The following is a 14605-nucleotide window of genomic DNA, read 5'->3' on the forward strand; positions in this document are numbered from 1 at the left end:
GACCACGCACACCGTCCCCAACGGGCCCGTCCGACTCCACGTCGTCGAAGAAGGCAACCCGCACGGCCCGACGCTCGTCCTCGTCCACGGCTGGCCCGACACCCACGCCCTGTGGGACCGCGTCGCACCCCTGCTCGCCGACGACTTCCGCATCCTGCGCTACGACAACCGCGGCGCCGGCGCCTCCACCGTGCCCCGCGAGGTGGCGCACTACCGGCTCGAGCACCTCGCCGCCGACCTGCACGCCGTCATCGACGCCCTCGCCCCGAACGACCCGGTCCACCTGCTCGGCCACGACTGGGGCGCGGTGCTGTGCTGGGAAGCGGTGTGCGAACCCGACGCCGGCGAGCGCATCGCCTCCCACACCTCGATCTCCGGCCCCAACCTCGACCACCTCGGCCTGTGGATGCGCCGCCGCCTCCGGCAGAAACGCCCACTCGGCCCCGCCGAACAGGCCCTCGCCTCCGCCTACACCCTCGCCTTCCAGATCCCCGGCCTGCCGAATCCGGTGCTGCGCGGCCGGCTCGCCCACCACTGGCCGGCCTTCGTCGGATTCTTCGACCGCACCGACCCCACCGCGATCGCACCCGTCGCCCCGACCCTCGCCGACGACATGGTGCACGGACTGTCCCTGTACCGGGCGAACATCCGCGCGCGTCTCGCCCGACCCCGCGAGCGGCGCACCGACGTCCCGGTCCAGCTGATCCAGAACCTGCGCGACCGTGCGGTACGTCCCGTGGGCTACGAGGACACCTCCCGTTGGGTCACCGACCTGCGCATCCACCCACTCGACGCCGGGCACTGGTCGCCGCGTTCCCATCCCCGCGACGTCGCCGACGCCACCGCCCGGTTCGTGCAGCAGATCGAGGCCGCGCGCACCTGACCGTGTGACCTCAGCCGGACGACTCCGCGCGCGGCGCCGCCTCCACCGGCGGATCGTCGTCGTGCACCGGTAGCCGACGCGGACCCGGACCCTGCTGCCCGAGCACGTCACCGGGATTCGCGAGCGGACACGACGCCAAGCTCAGGCACCCGCAGCCGATGCAATCGGTGAAACTGTCCCGCAACGCGGTGAGATCCTCGATGCGGCGGGTCAGCCGGTCGTGCCACGCCCGCGACAGCCGCGCCCAGTCCTCCGTCGTCGGCACACGACTGTCCGGCAACGAATCAAACGCCTCCTTGATCTCGTCCAGCGACACCCCCACGCCCTGCGCGACCTTGATGAACGCGACCTTGCGCAGCGTGTCGCGGCGATAACGCCGCTGATTGCCCGAGGTGCGGCGACTGGTGATCAGACCACGCGACTCGTAGTAGTGCAGCGCCGAGACCGCCACCCCGGAACGGTCCGCCAACTGGCCGGGTGTCAGCCATATCGCAGGGTTCATCGGCCCCCTCCTCGCCCCGCAGACATCGTGATCGAGTTGTGCTGCACAGTACCGGCCACCCGAGGCACCGAGCACCCGGCTCGCGCGAGCACCGGGGTCAGAACGACGGCGGCCCGAACTCAGCAGCGACCTCCGGCGCATCCATCCGCAACATGTCGTACGCGGTGTGCGCCAGCGTCCGCACCGACTTCGGATACGGCCGCTCGAACCGCTCGCAGACCCGCGCGGTCGCCAACGCCGCCTCGAACCGCCACTTCCGCGAACCGCTCACGAACGTCCGGGCCTGGAACAGATAACTCGATGCGGGGATCGTCACGCCGACCACCGTAGAACCTCCGACCGGTACAGCGGGGAGCGGCACCCCGCGCGCCACGCCGATCCCGCCCGTCCCGACCACATTCCTAAGGGAGTGTTAGGAACCGCCACAGACCCTTCCGCAACCACTGTGACCCGAACCACTGTGGGGAGCGCACAGATCCACGCAGCGAAAGGAGTCCCGGGTGAGCACCACCTCGACGGGCGAACGCCGAGTCATCGGCAACGTGTTGAAAGGCTCGGTCGGCAACCTGATCGAGTGGTACGACTGGTACGTCTACGCCGCGTTCAGCGTCTACTTCGCGAAGGAATTCTTCCCCGAAGGCGACCCCACCGCCCAACTGCTGTCCACCGCAGCGATCTTCGCCGTGGGATTCCTCATGCGACCGATCGGCGGCTGGATCATGGGCCGCTACGCCGACCGGCGCGGACGGCGCTCGGCGCTGACCCTGTCGGTCACCGTCATGGCCGTCGGCTCCCTCATCATCGCCGTCACCCCGGCCTACGCGACCATCGGACTCGCCGCACCCCTTCTTCTCGTCCTCGCCCGCATGATGCAGGGACTGTCCGTCGGTGGTGAATACGCCACCAGCGCCACCTATCTCGCCGAGGTCGCCTCACCCGGACGCCGCGGGTTCTACTCGAGCTTCCAGTACGTCACCCTCGTCGCCGGACAGCTCATCGCCCTCGGCGTCCAGATCGTCCTGCAGCTCACCCTCTCCGCCGAGGCCATGCAGGCGTGGGGCTGGCGCATCCCGTTCGTCATCGGCGCCGTCGCCGCCGTCGCCGTGATGTGGCTGCGCCGCACCATGGACGAATCCGAAGCGTTCACCGAGGAAGTCGCGGCCAAGAGCACCGCCGACCAGCCGGACGGCGCGCCCGAGCAGGGCGGCATCCGGATGCTGCTGCAGTACCCCCGCGAATGCCTGCTGGTGTGCGCGCTGACCCTCGGCGGCTGCGTGGCGTTCTACACCTACACCACCTACATGCAGAAATACATGATCAACACCTCCGGCATCTCCAAGGACACCGTGGCCTGGATCAACTTCGCCGCCCTGCTGGTGTTCATCGTCCTGCAACCCATCGGCGGCACCCTGTCGGACCGCATCGGCCGCCGCAAGCTGCTCATCTTCTTCGGGGTCGGCGGCACCGTGCTCACCGTCCCGCTGATGACGATCCTCGGCAGCACCACGCACCCGCTGATCGCGTTCGGACTGATGATGCTCGGCCTGACCGTCGTCACCGGCTACACCTCGGTCAACGCCATCGTCAAGACCGAACTGTTCCCCACCAAGGTCCGCGCGCTCGGTGTCGGCCTGCCCTACGCGCTGACCCTCGCGATCTTCGGCGGCACCGTCGAAACCGTCGCGCTCGCCCTCAAGCGCGCCGGCCACGAATCGCTATTCTTCTACTACGTGACCGGCTGCATCGCCGTCTCGCTCGTCGTGTACTTCTTCATGCGGGAGACCTCCGACGGCTCACCCCTGGACCGCACGAGCACCCACACCGACACCCCCGACGAGCACGCCGACCTGGCCAGCTCACGACACTGACCGAAAGGGACCCACGTGCAGATCGCGGTGGTCGAGGACGACGACGGAGTCGGCGACGCCCTCGTCGAAGCCCTCACCTCCCACGGCCACCGGCCGATCCGCATGCGGCGCGGCGCCGACCTGCTCCTCGGCCACCGCGACCTCGACGTCGTCATCCTCGACCTCGGCCTGCCCGACGCCGACGGCCTGCAGGTGCTCCGGCAACTGCGGGCCGTCAGCGACGTCCCCGTCGTGATCCTCACCGCGCGCGGCGACGAACGCTCGGTGGTACGCGGCCTGCGCGGCGGCGCCGACGATTATCTCGTCAAACCGGCCCGCCTGGCCGAACTGCTCGCCCGCGTGGACGTCGTCACCCAACGGCGCCGCGCGCTGTCCGAGTCCTCCCGCATCGTCCGCGCCGGCGACGTGGTCGTCGACCTCGACGCCCGCGAAGTGGAGGTGGGCGGCGAACCGGTGACTCTCACCCCGAAGGAATTCGACCTGCTCGCCGTCCTCGTCGCCCGCCCCGGCGCCGCGGTCAGCCGCCAACAACTCATGGACGCCGTGTGGGGCGACGCCTACGTGGCGATCTCCCGGTCGCTCGACGTGCACATGACCGGGCTGCGCGCGAAACTCGCCCGACCCGGCCTCATCTCCACCATCCGCGGCTACGGCTACCGGTGGGGCGGCTGACATGCGCCGGCGGGTCCTGGCGGTGCTGCTCGTCTTCGCGACCATCGCCGTCGTCGCCTTCGCCGTACCGCTCGCCCTCGCCACCAGCGCCGGCCGCACCGCCGTCCTGGGAGCGAACCGGGAAGCCGACGCCCACCACTTCGCCACCCTCGCCGTCCAGATGCGCGCCCCCGGCAGCACCGCCCTGCTCGACGAGGAAGTGACCCGCTACCACCGCCTCTACGACGAGGGCGTGCTCATCGTCGACGCGCGCGGCGCACCCCGCGCGAGCGCGGGCCTGACCCCGACCGATCCCGGTGTGCCGGAGGCGATCACCGCCGGTCTGCGCAACCAGAAACAGGGAATCGGGGGTCCGCTGACCCCGTGGTCCCCGCAGCGGGTACTGCTCGCCGTGCCGGTGGGCACCGGCGCCCAGGTCGAAGGAGCCGTCGTCATCGAGGTGTCCACCGACGCCGCCCGCCACGACATCCGCACCTCGTGGCTGCTCATCGTGACCGGTGCGGCAGCGGCCCTCGTGCTCGTCACCATCCTCGCGACCGCCCTGTCGCGGTGGACGGTCCGCCCGCTCACCGCACTCACCGCGCGGGTCGCGGCGCTCACCGACAGCGTCCCGGCGCTGCACCCACGCTTCCGCACCGGCGACACCACCGTCTCGGTCCGCTACCACGGCCCACCGGAGGTCCGGGAACTCACGCAGGCCTTCGACACCATGTCCGAAGCCGTCCGCACGTCCACCCGCGCTCAGAAACAGCTCATCGCCGACACCGCGCACCAACTCCGGAACCCGCTCGCCGCCCTGCACATCCGGCTCGACTCCCTCGAACCGCACGTCGCCGCCGCCGGCACGGAGACCTATCGGCGCACGGCCGTCGAAGTCGACCGGCTCGGCGGCATCCTCGACGGCCTGCTCGCCCTCGCGACCGCCGAAGCACCCACCGACACAGCGGGCACCGAAGGACACGACGGGTGCGATGTCGGCGCCGTCGTCGCCGACCGCGTCGATGCCTGGTCCGAGGCCCTCGCCGAGGCCGGCATGACCGTCACCGTAGACGAACCGTCTGCGCAGCGCCTGTACGCCTGCTTCTCCGCCGACCATCTCGCGCAGGTGCTCGATGTGCTGCTCAGCAACGCGAGCAAGTACGCACGCGCGGCCACCGGGGTCCGCATCACCACCCGACACCACGGCGGGATCCTCCGGATCCGCGTCGAGGACGACGGTGCCGGAGTCGCACCCGACGAGCTCGGCGCCCTCACCTCCCGGTTCTTCCGCGGGTCCGGAGCCGACGGGCCCGGTACCGGCCTGGGGCTGTCCATCGCGGTCGCGCTCGTCGAGAGCGGCGGCGGCACCGTCGATCTCGTCGCCGCAGATCCGCACGGACTCGTCGTCATCCTGACACTGCCCGCCGACTCCCGCGCGGAGGCATCATGATCACCCGCCGCGATCTCCTGCGGTCCTTTGCGCTGCTGGCGGTGGGTGGAGCCGTCGCCGGCTGCACGCGCACCGGAGAGCGTGAGGAACTGATCCTGGCGGCAGGGGAGGAGGGTGGGTTCTTCTGGGAGTTCGCGGAACTCACCGCGGCCGCCGCCGAGCGAGCGGGTCTTCCCATTACGGTCGTGCCGGAACGCACCCCGGGGTCGGTCACCAATCTCGCCGCGCTGACGGCGGGGGATGCGGAGCTGGCGCTGACCCTCACCGACGTCGCGGTGCGGGCCCACGACGAGGGCGCGCAGTTCACGGCGATCGGGCGGGTCTACGAGAACTACATGCAGTTGGCCGTGCGTGCAGACTCACCGATCCGGGAGATCGCCCAGTTGCGGGGCGCACGGATCAGCCTCGGAGCTCCCGGATCGGGTGCCGAATTCACCGGCGAACGCATCCTCGACGTCGCCGGGCTCGCCGAGCCGGGAGCCGTCACCCGGGTGCACCTGTCGATGGCCGACGCCGGTCGCGCAGTGGTGGACGGCGAGATCGACGCCGTCCTGTGGGCGGGTGGTGTTCCTACCCCGTCGTTTGCGAATCTGGGTGTGCCGCTGCGGCTGATCGATCTGTCCGTGCTCCTCGAACCGCTGCGGGCGCGATTCGGTCCGCGTTACGAACCGGTGCTCATCCAGCCCGGCACGTACGGGCAGCCGGACGCCGTCGCCACCATCGGCTTGGGCAACCTGCTGCTCGCCGGCGCCTCGGTGTCGGACGAGGCGGCCGCCGCACTGGTGGATCTGCTCGTCGACCGCGCCTCCGAACTCGTGCCGGCCCAGGCCACCGGCAGTCAGTTCCTCGACCGGCAGTCGCTGATCGTCACCGCCGATGTCCCGCTGCATCCGGGAGCGGTGGCCGCGTACCGGCGCCATCACGGCTGACGAGACGGTCGGGCAGGGGAGAAGCACCCCGGAATTGTGCCGTCCCAAGGGCAGATAGTGGGGTGGAAGGCATGCGCTGGTGTCGTGGGGATGCGGTGCGGAGATCGGGCTCGCCCTCGAGGTCCGAAGAGATCGGGACCGGATCGGCTGTGCAGGGGACATGCGCGGGGCACAATGGAACCGTTCACCGCTTGGCGCGTGAAATCTGTTGTGCACCAACACGATTCATGGATAACGGTGATTATCCATCAAATGTGGAAAAGGCGAGAAGGGGCGAGCGGTGGTCGCGGCACCCCGGGGGACGGGATGATCTCGCACCACCAGCATCCGCATCGTCCGCGCGATCTGCTGCGCGCAACACGCACGCGACGACGACACGGCGCTGCCGCAACGCCGCATCGGCGAACCGTGAGTCGTTGCAGTGTGCGCGTCGCTGCAGCATGGCACCGATGCATGAGCAGCCGAACGCGCGTCGAGCGGATCGGCGGCTCGATCCGGTGCGGGCGCCGGCGGGCCGGTCGCGGTACGGCGGCAGAGTTCGGTCCGGAGGCGAACCGGACTCGGGTCAGGGGCCGGGTGACGGGTGGGGCCCATCGCATCGATTCGGGTCGAACCAGGGATCTCCGAATGTGTCGGGACGCCCTGCCGCACCTACCCGGAGGAGGTCCGATTCCACTCTAGTTAACATAATGTAGATTATCGGCAATTTCGATACCTGCCGTGACCTGGGGTTCGGCGCTGATAATCCCGATGCTGCCGACCGGCGTCCCGATCCGCAGATTCGCGGGCATCGTCGCACGCACTGCATCGCGTCGTGCGCCGTGTCGTCCGGCGCGCGTTGTTCCCTCCGCGCCGCATGACGCGCTCCCGACGCTCGAGCTTGCCGCGCATTCGTCGTGCCCGATCCGCGCCGCCCGATCCGCGTCGGCCCGGCCCTCGGCCTGTGGCCGGCCCGGACCGCCGCCTGGTGTCGGTTCGCTGCCTCGGACGCCCGAGACGACCTTCCGGGCCCGCCGCCCTCGTCCCCTGCTCGTCCGCCCAGCCGTCGTGAAAACGTCACAGTGACGTTTTCAGGTGGTCCGCGGGTGCCGCTGCGGACACGTATCTGCGTCGATATCATCGGCGCGGCAGTGACAACGCGATCCGGGAAGGTCGACCGTGACGCAACCACGGCTCCTGCGTTTCTGGGTGGTCTTCGCGATCACCACCGTCCCGTTCTACCTCTGGGGCGCACTCACCGACGGTGAACTCGACCTCGCCGGTGCGCGCCTGCCGATCAGCGCGTTGATGTTCGTCTGCCCGGCACTTGCGGCCCTCGCCGCCGGCGGCGGACGTGACGCGGCCGGGCAACGTATGCGCACGCCGCCGCGCGCGCTGTGGCTGATCGTCGCACTGGTTGTACCATCTGTGCTGGTGCTGGTCGCATCCATCGCGGTCGCCGGTACCGGTCCGTCCGGCATCTCGGTCTCCCTCGTGGCGGTCACCGGTGCGTATTTCGTCGCGGCGGTGTGCGAGGAACTCGGGTGGACGGCGGTGTTGATGCCGGCGCTGTTGCGTACCCGCGGTGTGCTGTCCACCGGCGCGGTGATCGGCGTGATCTGGGCGCTGTGGCATCTGATTCCTCACGTGCAGGCCGGTTACGGGTCGGCGATGCTGCTCGGCCAACTCGCGTTCACTGTCGTCTTCCGGATGCTGCTGGTGCAGATGACGGTCGCCGGCGGCGGCGCGCCGATCATCGCGGTGGTCGGTCACGCCTCGTCCAATGTGGCGTGGACGCTCCTGGCGGCGAGCGGGATCTACTCGCCTGTCGCGTCCGCGGTGGCCGTCGGGGTCGCCGTGCTCGTCCTGACCTGTCTGCGGGTCGCGTCCCGCCGGGTCGAGGGTGCGGACTCCCCTCCTCCACCTCGGACGACAAACCCAGAAACGTCACAGTGACGTATTCATCCTGGGCTCCCCGTGCATTATGACGGTCGCCGCAACCGCCGCAACTGCGCGGACAGATAATCCCGGGCACGGCGATGACCACCGACCCGGACGAGTTCGGCGGCGAGCTCCTCGAGCAGTCGCGTCAGCAGCTCCTCGTCGGGTGTCCAGCCCTCGCGCTGCCGGCACCGGTCGAGCCATTCGACCGGCGCGACATGTCCGCGGTCGGCGTTGCAGCGTCGGCACGCGGCGACCTCGTTGGCGGTGATGCTCGGCCCGCCCTTCAGTCGCGGCACCAGATGATCGGTGGTCGGGGTGATCAGCCGCCCGAACTCCCGTCCGCACCACAGGCACCGCCCGTCCTGACGGTCGAGGGCGAGCGAGAGTCGGCTGACGCGGTCCATCCTCCGATCGTGGCCCATCGGCGCCGCCGGGGTCGCCGATGGTGCCGATCCGGTGTCCCGGAGACGATTTCAGGGGCGTGCTTCGAGGACGAGGTTGAAGGGTGTTTCGGTGGCGCGGCGGAAGGTGCCGAATCCGGCTTCGGCCGCGACATCGGCGAGCCGTCGCTCCCCTGCCTGGGCGCCGAGCCCGAGCGCGACCGGTTGGTCGAGCGACGACGGGGTGCACAGCACCGTGGACGCGGCGTAGTACATCCGGCCGACGGGGTTGAGGTTCTCGGGCAGGCTGTCGCGGGCGAACGGTTCGACGAGCATCACCGTGCCGTCGTCGGCGAGCGCGCCGCGCGCGTACCGCAGTGCGCCGACGGGATCGCCCATGTCGTGCAGGCAGTCGAAATAGCAGATCAGGTCGTAGTCGGATCCGGGAAAATCCACGGCCGAGGCGACCTCGAAGGTGGCGTTGTCGACGCCCTCCTCCGCGGCCAGTTCGCGGGCTCGTGCGATGGATCCGTCGTGATAGTCGAAGCCGCGGATGGTGGATTGCGGGAACGCCTGCGCGAGCAGGGTGGTGGAGACCCCGTGGCCGCAGCCGATGTCGGCGACGGTGGCGCCGGCACGCAGTTTGTCGACGACCCCGTCGAGGGTGGGCAGCCACACGTCGACGAGGTTGGCGCGGTAGCCGGGGCGGAAGAACTGTTCGGTGCCGACGAACAGTTCGGGATCGTGTTCGTGCCAGCCGAAACCCTCTCCGTTGCGGATGCGTTCGGTGATGCGCAGCCGGTCCTTGTAGACCGAACTGATCAGGTGGAGGCCGCCGGCGAGGTAGACCGGACTGTCCTCGCGAGCGAGCGCCATGGCGTGTTCCGGGGACAGTGTGAAGGTGTCGTTGTCCGGCTCGTAGGTCAGATATCCGCTCGCTACCTGTGCTGACAGCCATTCGCGTAGATAGCGTTCGCGGAGGCCGGTGCGGGCCGCGAGTTGTTCACTGGTGGTCGGGCCGGATTCGTCGAGGGCTCGCCACAGGCCCAGATCGACACCGATCAGGACCAGGGCACCGTTCATGGCCGCGCCCATGTCGACGACGAGTTGTCCGAGAGTCTGTTCGAGTCGTGCTTGGTCGGGTTCGTGTATCTCCGTGGTCATCACGCACCTCCTGGCGATGGGAGTACTCGCTCACGGTAGGTCGCGTGGTCGGTTCCTCGGCGTCGGCTCGGGTTCGATCGGGTGTCGATCCGGGTGGCAGTGCGGACCGCCAGGTCACGAACCGGGTGACGGCGGAATGGTGCGGGGGTGCGTGTCGTGTTGCAGAGAGCTACGCTTGTAGCAGACTGCAACATCAGGAGGTCGTCATGACGTCGTCCACCGACAAGGTCACCCGCTTCGACGCCGAACTCGTCGACAGCGCCATCGCGGAGGGCGGCCGCCAGAACCGCACCGGACGTCAGCAACTCGAATACTGGGCCCGTATCGGCCGCGCGATGACCGCCCATGAAACCGCCTCCCTGCACCGGGTGCACGAGGCGCTGGCCGGGACACGGGAGCTGAGCGAACTCACCGCCGCGGAGGGACGCCTGTTCGACGCGGAGATCGATGCGCGCCTGGCGGACGGGCTGGCCCGCACCGATTACGCCGAGGTGCTCGCCGCGCGTGGGGTCACCACGGTGGTGCTCGACGACGAGGGCCGGTTGGTCGAGCAGCGTCCCGACGGTAGTCGCCGGGTGCTCGACGACGCATGAGGCGTCTGGATCTGATCGTCGGTCCCAACGGTTCCGGTAAGTCGACGTTCGTCGAGTTGTCTCTCGCTCCCCTGCTGCCGCGCAGCGTGTTCGTCAACGCGGATGTGATCGCGCGGCAACGCTGGCCCGACCGTGCCGAGGAGATGTCGTACGAGGCGGCGCAACTCGCCGCGGCGGCGCGGGATCGGTTGCTGCGGCAGGGCCGGTCGTTCATCGCGGAGACGGTGTTCTCGCATCCGTCGAAGCTGGAGCTGATCGACCGGGCACACGAGGCGGGCTTCAGGGTGGTGCTGCACGTGATGCTGGTGCCCGAGGCGATGTCGGTGCTGCGTGTGCAGCACCGGGTGGCCTCCGGTGGGCATGCGGTGCCCGAGGACAAGATCCGGGCGCGTTATCGACGGTTGTGGCCGCTGGTGGCCGAAGCGATCGGCCGCGCCGATCAGGCGTCGGTGTACGACACGGCGTCCGGGACCCCGGTGGTGGTGGCGCGGTTCGCCGGCGGGGTGCCGGTGGGTGCGGTGCGCTGGCCGGGATGGGCGCCGGCGGCGCTCACCGGGCTCGGCTGAGAGATCCGGGCCCGGTGAGCGGATACGACGAGATCAGTTCGTCGCCGCGCTCGTGGTGAACGGCAGCACCAGCCGCGAGGGGTGCGCGGCGTCCCGGTAGATCTTGTGGGTCACCGGGCGGCCGACGGGCAGGTGGAAGGCGTCCGGCGGCAGCAGTGCGTTGTGTTCGTCGGCGAGCGGTTCGTTGTTCGACAGTTCCACGACGAGCTTGTGGCCCGGCATGAAGGTGTTGGCGAACGGATACAGCCGCAGCACGTATTCCTCGATGGTGCCGGGTTCGACCGGCACGGCGCGGGTGTGCGGATGGTAGGGGTCGCCCTCGGTGGTGCGCTCGTCGAGTTCGCGGTGGGAGGCCTTGAGGTAGCCGGTGGTGATCAGCTGCCGCTTGCCGTTCGGGGCGTAGTCCCACATGCGGAGGATGAAGTTGGTGTCGGGCTGGTCGATCTCGGCGAAGAGGTGCGCGGCGCCGGTGCCGATCATCTCGGTGGGTTCGGCGAACACCGGCGTTTCCCAGCGCAGGATCTCGACCTTGTCGGTGACCGTGAGCGGCGCCTGGTAGAAGCCGTCCGGGGCGGCGTACTGCGTGCCCATCGGTTCGGGTTCGGTGGACAGCTTGCCGCGCGGCCGCAGATACAGCGCCCGGTGCTCGACGTCCTTGGGCGGCCACTGGTCGGCGGTGACCCGCTGCCGGGAGCCTTCGACGAAGACGTTCACGGCGGATTCGTCCATGATGCCGTTGTCGATGCCCTTGATCCAGTAGTCGTACCAGCGGAACATCGTGTCGTGCTCTTCGATGAAGGGCCGCGACTGCATGGGCGGGTAGGGGCCGATGTCGAGCTTCTTCGGTCCCTGCAGGGCGTGGAACAGTTCGATGGTGCCGTCCATCGTCCAGCCGCGGCCCTGGTCGATCTGCAGATAGACGGGGATGTCGATGTTCCGGGCGAGATTGATCGGGTTGCGTTCCTCGTACCAGTCGCCGTCGAGTTCGTTGGTGATGATGTCGAACCACGCCTCGTGGTGCTTCGGGTAGTGCAGCACGTGCACGAGATTCGGCCAGGCCGCGACATCCGGGTCGGCGAGCCGCTGGGCGACGCGCGCCCGGATCTCGTCGGGGGTGTAGGTCTCGAGCATGCGGGACTTGACCCGGTCGGTGAACGCCCAGCCGGAGTCACCGCCGCGACCCTCGCGGGCGGCGCGGGGCATGAACCACATGATGCCGCCGTGGTAGGTGGTCTCGTAGAAGTCGTAGTGGCCGCCGGAGACGAAGATGGCCTTCAGGTGCGGGGGTCGTTCGGCGGCGGCGAGGACCTGCATGGACCCGAAGTAGGAGATGCCGATCATGCCGACGTTGCCGTCGCACCACGGCTGCGCGGCGACCCATTCGATGAAGTCGTAGGCGTCCTGCCCGAGGGAGACCCCGCCGGCGTTGTAGTTGCCGATGTGCTCGCCGTCGGAGTCGCCGGAGCCGCGGATGTCGCCGATGACGTGGACGTAGTCCTCGGCGACGACGCGGGCGATGTCGCCGGCCTCGATGCAGCCGTCCCACATGGGGCTGGGGCGACGCTGCGGCGGGGTGGTCAGGGCGAGTGCCTGGAGTTCCTTGCCGTAGGGGCTCAGCGCGACCAGCGCGGGGCGGGGCTTGTCGTCGACCCCGTGGTAGGCGTCGGCGGCCAGCTCGACGCCGTCGCGCATGGGGACCCGCAGGTGCTTGCGGATGTGGATGGTCTGTCCGCCTGCGTCGAACGTTTCGAACTCGGCCATGAGAACCTACGACTCCTCTTCGTGTCGGGGCTGGTGCGAGAACTGGGTGCGGTAGCCGTGCAGTGTGGTGAAGAACGGGGACGGCTCGAGGGTGGGATCGCCGGTGTAACCGAGGTCGTCGGCGACCGGAGCGAACGGCGAGTACGCCGAGTCGGTGTCGAGCAGTCCGTGGCACAGGCAGCGGTGCGCGGCGCCGCGCACTCCCCCTTCGATGTCAACGCTCTCGCGGAGGGCTTCGGCGGCCTGGTCGCGGTCGAGTTCGACGCCGTAGGGGGTGCCGTCGGCGCGGCGGTAGGGATGCCCGAGATAGAGCGTCTCGGGGCGGATCGTCTCGCGCAGGTAGGCGAGGCTGTCGCGGTAAGCGTCGGGGTCGGTGTAGCCGGGGAATCCGTTGGCGGCGCCGTGTACCTGGACGGCGTCGCCGACGAACACGCTGTTCTGCCCTTCGACGACGTAGGCGACCGAGCCCGGGGTGTGCCCGGGGATCGAGTGCACGGAGATCTCAACTCCTCCGCCGAGGGAGATGGTTTCGCCGCCGCGTACGAGCGTGGTCGGTTCCATCTCCCCGGAGATGACGGCCTCGGCGGCGGCGGTGACCTTCGCGGCCCCGTCGGGGTCGTTCAGGTACCGGCCGCGGCCGGTGAGGTAGTCGTCGACGTGTGCCTGCCGGGAGCGCAGCAGCGGGGCGTCGGCCTCGTGGATGACCACCTGCGCTGTGCGGCCGGTGGCCTCCCACAGGGCGTGGGCGCCGCCGATGTGGTCGATGTGCCCGTGGGTGAGCAGGATCCACCGCACGTCCTCGAGCCGCCGGCCGAGCGTGGCGAGCGCGGGGGCCATGCCCTCGGCCGGGGACGACGCGATGCCCGTGTCGACGATCGCGGGCTCGTCGGCGTCGATGAAGAAGGTGTAGAGCCCGAACCGTCCCCAGGGGGAGACGATCGGGTGGATCGCCGCCTCACTCATGCGCGGTGCCCTGCAGGAAGGCGGCGGTCTCGTCGAAGACCTGCGCGTATTCGGGGATCCACGAGAAGTTCTGCACGAAGCCGTGGTTGGCACCGGCGTAGCGGCGCAGCGTCACCGGCACCCCGGTCTCCTCGAGCCGCCGGGCGTAGAGTTCGCCTTCGTCGCGCATCGGGTCGAACTCGGCGGTGACGACCAGCGCCGCCGGCAGCCCCGACAGGTCCTGCCGCTTGATCGGTGAGACGCGCGGGTCGGCGGGGTCGGCGCCGCTGTCGAGGTAGAAGGCATTGAACGGTTTCAGTCCGGCGGTTTCGAGGCCGTAGCCGACGGCGTTCTCCCGCATCGACGGATAGCGGTCCTCGTCGAAGTCCAGGTCGAGGGACGGGTAGTACAGCACCTGGTGGGTGATGCGGTCGAACCCGTCGTCGTGGGCGAGGCCGGTGACCGCGGCGACGAAGGTGGCGCCGGAGCTGTCCCCCGCCACCGCGAGAATCTTTCCGTCCCAACCGAGTTCGGTACCGTGCTCGGCGGCCCAGCGCACGACGCCGTAGCAGTCGTCGAGACCGGCGGGGAACTGCGCTTCGGGGGCGCGGCGGTAGCCGACGGAGATCACCGTGCAGCCGGTGGTCTTCGCGAGCTGCCGGGCGACGTGGTCGTGGGTGTCGAGGCTGCCGAGGAAGAACGCGCCGCCGTGGAAGTAGACGACCAGGCCACAGGTGTCGGTGTCGGTCGGGGTGTAGATCCGCACCGGCACCTGCCCTGCCGGGGTCGCCGCGATCGTGTCGCGGACGTCGTGCAGGGGCAGTCGCTCCTCGAGCGGCGGAACCTGCGCCTGCTCCCCGGCGCGCATCGCGGCCGGATCGAGCGGTCCGGGCGGCGGGGCGGGCAGGTCGGCGAGGATCCGGGCGATCTCGGGGTGCAACGGCATGACCGGTCGTCTCCTTCGGGCGGTGAACGGGTGGGGTGGGGATCTAC

The 14605-nt window shown here is 69.6% G+C and carries 15 protein-coding genes; 8 read left to right on the forward strand and 7 right to left on the reverse strand.

Annotated features, from left to right (window positions below; all coding sequences use genetic code 11):
• On the forward strand, nt 1-883 hold an 883-nt coding region (locus B9C99_RS24640), incomplete at its 5' end, for an alpha/beta fold hydrolase (RefSeq protein ID WP_088899684.1).
• Between the two features lie 10 nt (nt 884-893).
• On the opposite strand, the gene soxR is transcribed toward B9C99_RS24640, so the two are convergent.
• The gene (gene soxR, locus B9C99_RS24645) at nt 894-1385 is read right to left on the reverse strand and encodes a redox-sensitive transcriptional activator SoxR (RefSeq protein WP_016696413.1); all 492 of its coding nucleotides are present in this window, start codon (nt 1383-1385) and stop codon (nt 894-896) included.
• Between the two features lie 97 nt (nt 1386-1482).
• Complete coding sequence (locus tag B9C99_RS24650; protein ID WP_231912079.1) at nt 1483-1701, reverse strand: hypothetical protein; 219 nt, start codon at nt 1699-1701, stop codon at nt 1483-1485.
• 184 nt (nt 1702-1885) lie between these two features.
• Between B9C99_RS24650 and B9C99_RS24655 the strand changes: the two genes are divergently transcribed.
• The 5 genes from B9C99_RS24655 (at nt 1886) to B9C99_RS24675 (ending at nt 8218) form a co-directional block, all read left to right on the forward strand.
• Nucleotides 1886-3253 (forward strand): MFS transporter, encoded by a 1368-nt coding sequence (locus tag B9C99_RS24655; protein WP_088899685.1) that lies wholly within the window; start codon nt 1886-1888, stop codon nt 3251-3253.
• Between the two features lie 15 nt (nt 3254-3268).
• Entirely contained in the window at nt 3269-3925 is a 657-nt protein-coding gene (locus B9C99_RS24660; protein WP_016696416.1) for a response regulator transcription factor, read from the forward strand.
• A gap of 1 nt (nt 3926) precedes the next feature.
• Nucleotides 3927-5354 carry a HAMP domain-containing sensor histidine kinase gene (locus tag B9C99_RS24665; RefSeq protein WP_088899686.1) on the forward strand — a complete coding sequence of 476 codons (1428 nt, stop codon included), beginning with the start codon at nt 3927-3929 and terminating at the stop codon, nt 5352-5354.
• Entirely contained in the window at nt 5351-6283 is a 933-nt protein-coding gene (locus tag B9C99_RS24670) for a TAXI family TRAP transporter solute-binding subunit (protein WP_088899687.1), read from the forward strand. The genes B9C99_RS24665 and B9C99_RS24670 overlap by 4 nt, the downstream gene beginning before the upstream one ends.
• Before the next feature lie 1158 nt (nt 6284-7441).
• The gene (locus B9C99_RS24675) at nt 7442-8218 is read left to right on the forward strand and encodes a CPBP family intramembrane glutamic endopeptidase (protein ID WP_143543603.1); all 777 of its coding nucleotides are present in this window, start codon (nt 7442-7444) and stop codon (nt 8216-8218) included.
• 26 nt (nt 8219-8244) lie between these two features.
• Here the strand turns inward: B9C99_RS24675 and B9C99_RS24680 are convergent, their stop codons facing one another.
• Together B9C99_RS24680 and B9C99_RS24685 are read right to left on the reverse strand one after the other, a co-directional pair.
• Nucleotides 8245-8610, reverse strand: coding sequence for an HNH endonuclease (locus B9C99_RS24680; RefSeq protein ID WP_016696420.1), 366 nt, complete (start codon nt 8608-8610; stop codon nt 8245-8247).
• 69 nt (nt 8611-8679) lie between these two features.
• Nucleotides 8680-9750: a class I SAM-dependent methyltransferase gene (locus B9C99_RS24685; protein WP_088899689.1), complete on the reverse strand. Its 1071-nt coding sequence runs from the start codon at nt 9748-9750 to the stop codon at nt 8680-8682.
• Nucleotides 9751-9956: 206 nt separating this feature from the next.
• On the opposite strand from B9C99_RS24685, the gene B9C99_RS24690 reads away from it, so the two are divergent.
• Nucleotides 9957-10343, forward strand: a complete 387-nt coding sequence (locus tag B9C99_RS24690; protein WP_016696422.1) for a hypothetical protein — start codon at nt 9957-9959, stop codon at nt 10341-10343.
• Complete coding sequence (locus tag B9C99_RS24695) at nt 10340-10909, forward strand: zeta toxin family protein (RefSeq protein WP_088899690.1); 570 nt, start codon at nt 10340-10342, stop codon at nt 10907-10909. Before B9C99_RS24690 ends, B9C99_RS24695 begins: the two co-directional genes overlap by 4 nt.
• Before the next feature lie 33 nt (nt 10910-10942).
• On the opposite strand, the gene B9C99_RS24700 is transcribed toward B9C99_RS24695, so the two are convergent.
• The 3 genes from B9C99_RS24700 to B9C99_RS24710 are packed head-to-tail and all read right to left on the reverse strand — an operon-like array spanning nt 10943 to nt 14558.
• A complete protein-coding gene (locus tag B9C99_RS24700) occupies nt 10943-12670 on the reverse strand; it encodes a CocE/NonD family hydrolase (protein WP_088899691.1) in 1728 nt (575 codons plus the stop codon).
• Between the two features lie 6 nt (nt 12671-12676).
• On the reverse strand, nt 12677-13633 hold the full coding sequence (locus B9C99_RS24705) for an MBL fold metallo-hydrolase (RefSeq protein WP_016696425.1): 957 nt from the start codon (nt 13631-13633) through the stop codon (nt 12677-12679).
• A complete protein-coding gene (locus B9C99_RS24710; RefSeq protein WP_088899692.1) occupies nt 13626-14558 on the reverse strand; it encodes an alpha/beta hydrolase in 933 nt (310 codons plus the stop codon). Before B9C99_RS24710 ends, B9C99_RS24705 begins: the two co-directional genes overlap by 8 nt.
• Between the last annotated feature and the right edge of the window lie 47 nt (nt 14559-14605).

Source organism: Rhodococcus sp. BUPNP1 (assembly GCF_002215235.1).
In the GTDB taxonomy this organism is placed as follows: Bacteria; Actinomycetota; Actinomycetes; order Mycobacteriales; family Mycobacteriaceae; genus Rhodococcus.

What these genes read in the sequence shown, in the direction of transcription:
- soxR (WP_016696413.1), bottom strand. Translation starts at nt 1,385, where the DNA reads ATGAACCCTGCGATATGGCTGACACCCGGCCAGTTGGCGGACCGTTCC.
- B9C99_RS24665 (WP_088899686.1), top strand. Translation starts at nt 3,927, where the DNA reads ATGCGCCGGCGGGTCCTGGCGGTGCTGCTCGTCTTCGCGACCATCGCC.
- B9C99_RS24670 (WP_088899687.1), top strand. Translation starts at nt 5,351, where the DNA reads ATGATCACCCGCCGCGATCTCCTGCGGTCCTTTGCGCTGCTGGCGGTG.
- B9C99_RS24680 (WP_016696420.1), bottom strand. Translation starts at nt 8,610, where the DNA reads ATGGACCGCGTCAGCCGACTCTCGCTCGCCCTCGACCGTCAGGACGGG.
- B9C99_RS24685 (WP_088899689.1), bottom strand. Translation starts at nt 9,750, where the DNA reads ATGACCACGGAGATACACGAACCCGACCAAGCACGACTCGAACAGACT.
- B9C99_RS24690 (WP_016696422.1), top strand. Translation starts at nt 9,957, where the DNA reads ATGACGTCGTCCACCGACAAGGTCACCCGCTTCGACGCCGAACTCGTC.
- B9C99_RS24695 (WP_088899690.1), top strand. Translation starts at nt 10,340, where the DNA reads ATGAGGCGTCTGGATCTGATCGTCGGTCCCAACGGTTCCGGTAAGTCG.
- B9C99_RS24700 (WP_088899691.1), bottom strand. Translation starts at nt 12,670, where the DNA reads ATGGCCGAGTTCGAAACGTTCGACGCAGGCGGACAGACCATCCACATC.
- B9C99_RS24705 (WP_016696425.1), bottom strand. Translation starts at nt 13,633, where the DNA reads ATGAGTGAGGCGGCGATCCACCCGATCGTCTCCCCCTGGGGACGGTTC.
- B9C99_RS24710 (WP_088899692.1), bottom strand. Translation starts at nt 14,558, where the DNA reads ATGCCGTTGCACCCCGAGATCGCCCGGATCCTCGCCGACCTGCCCGCC.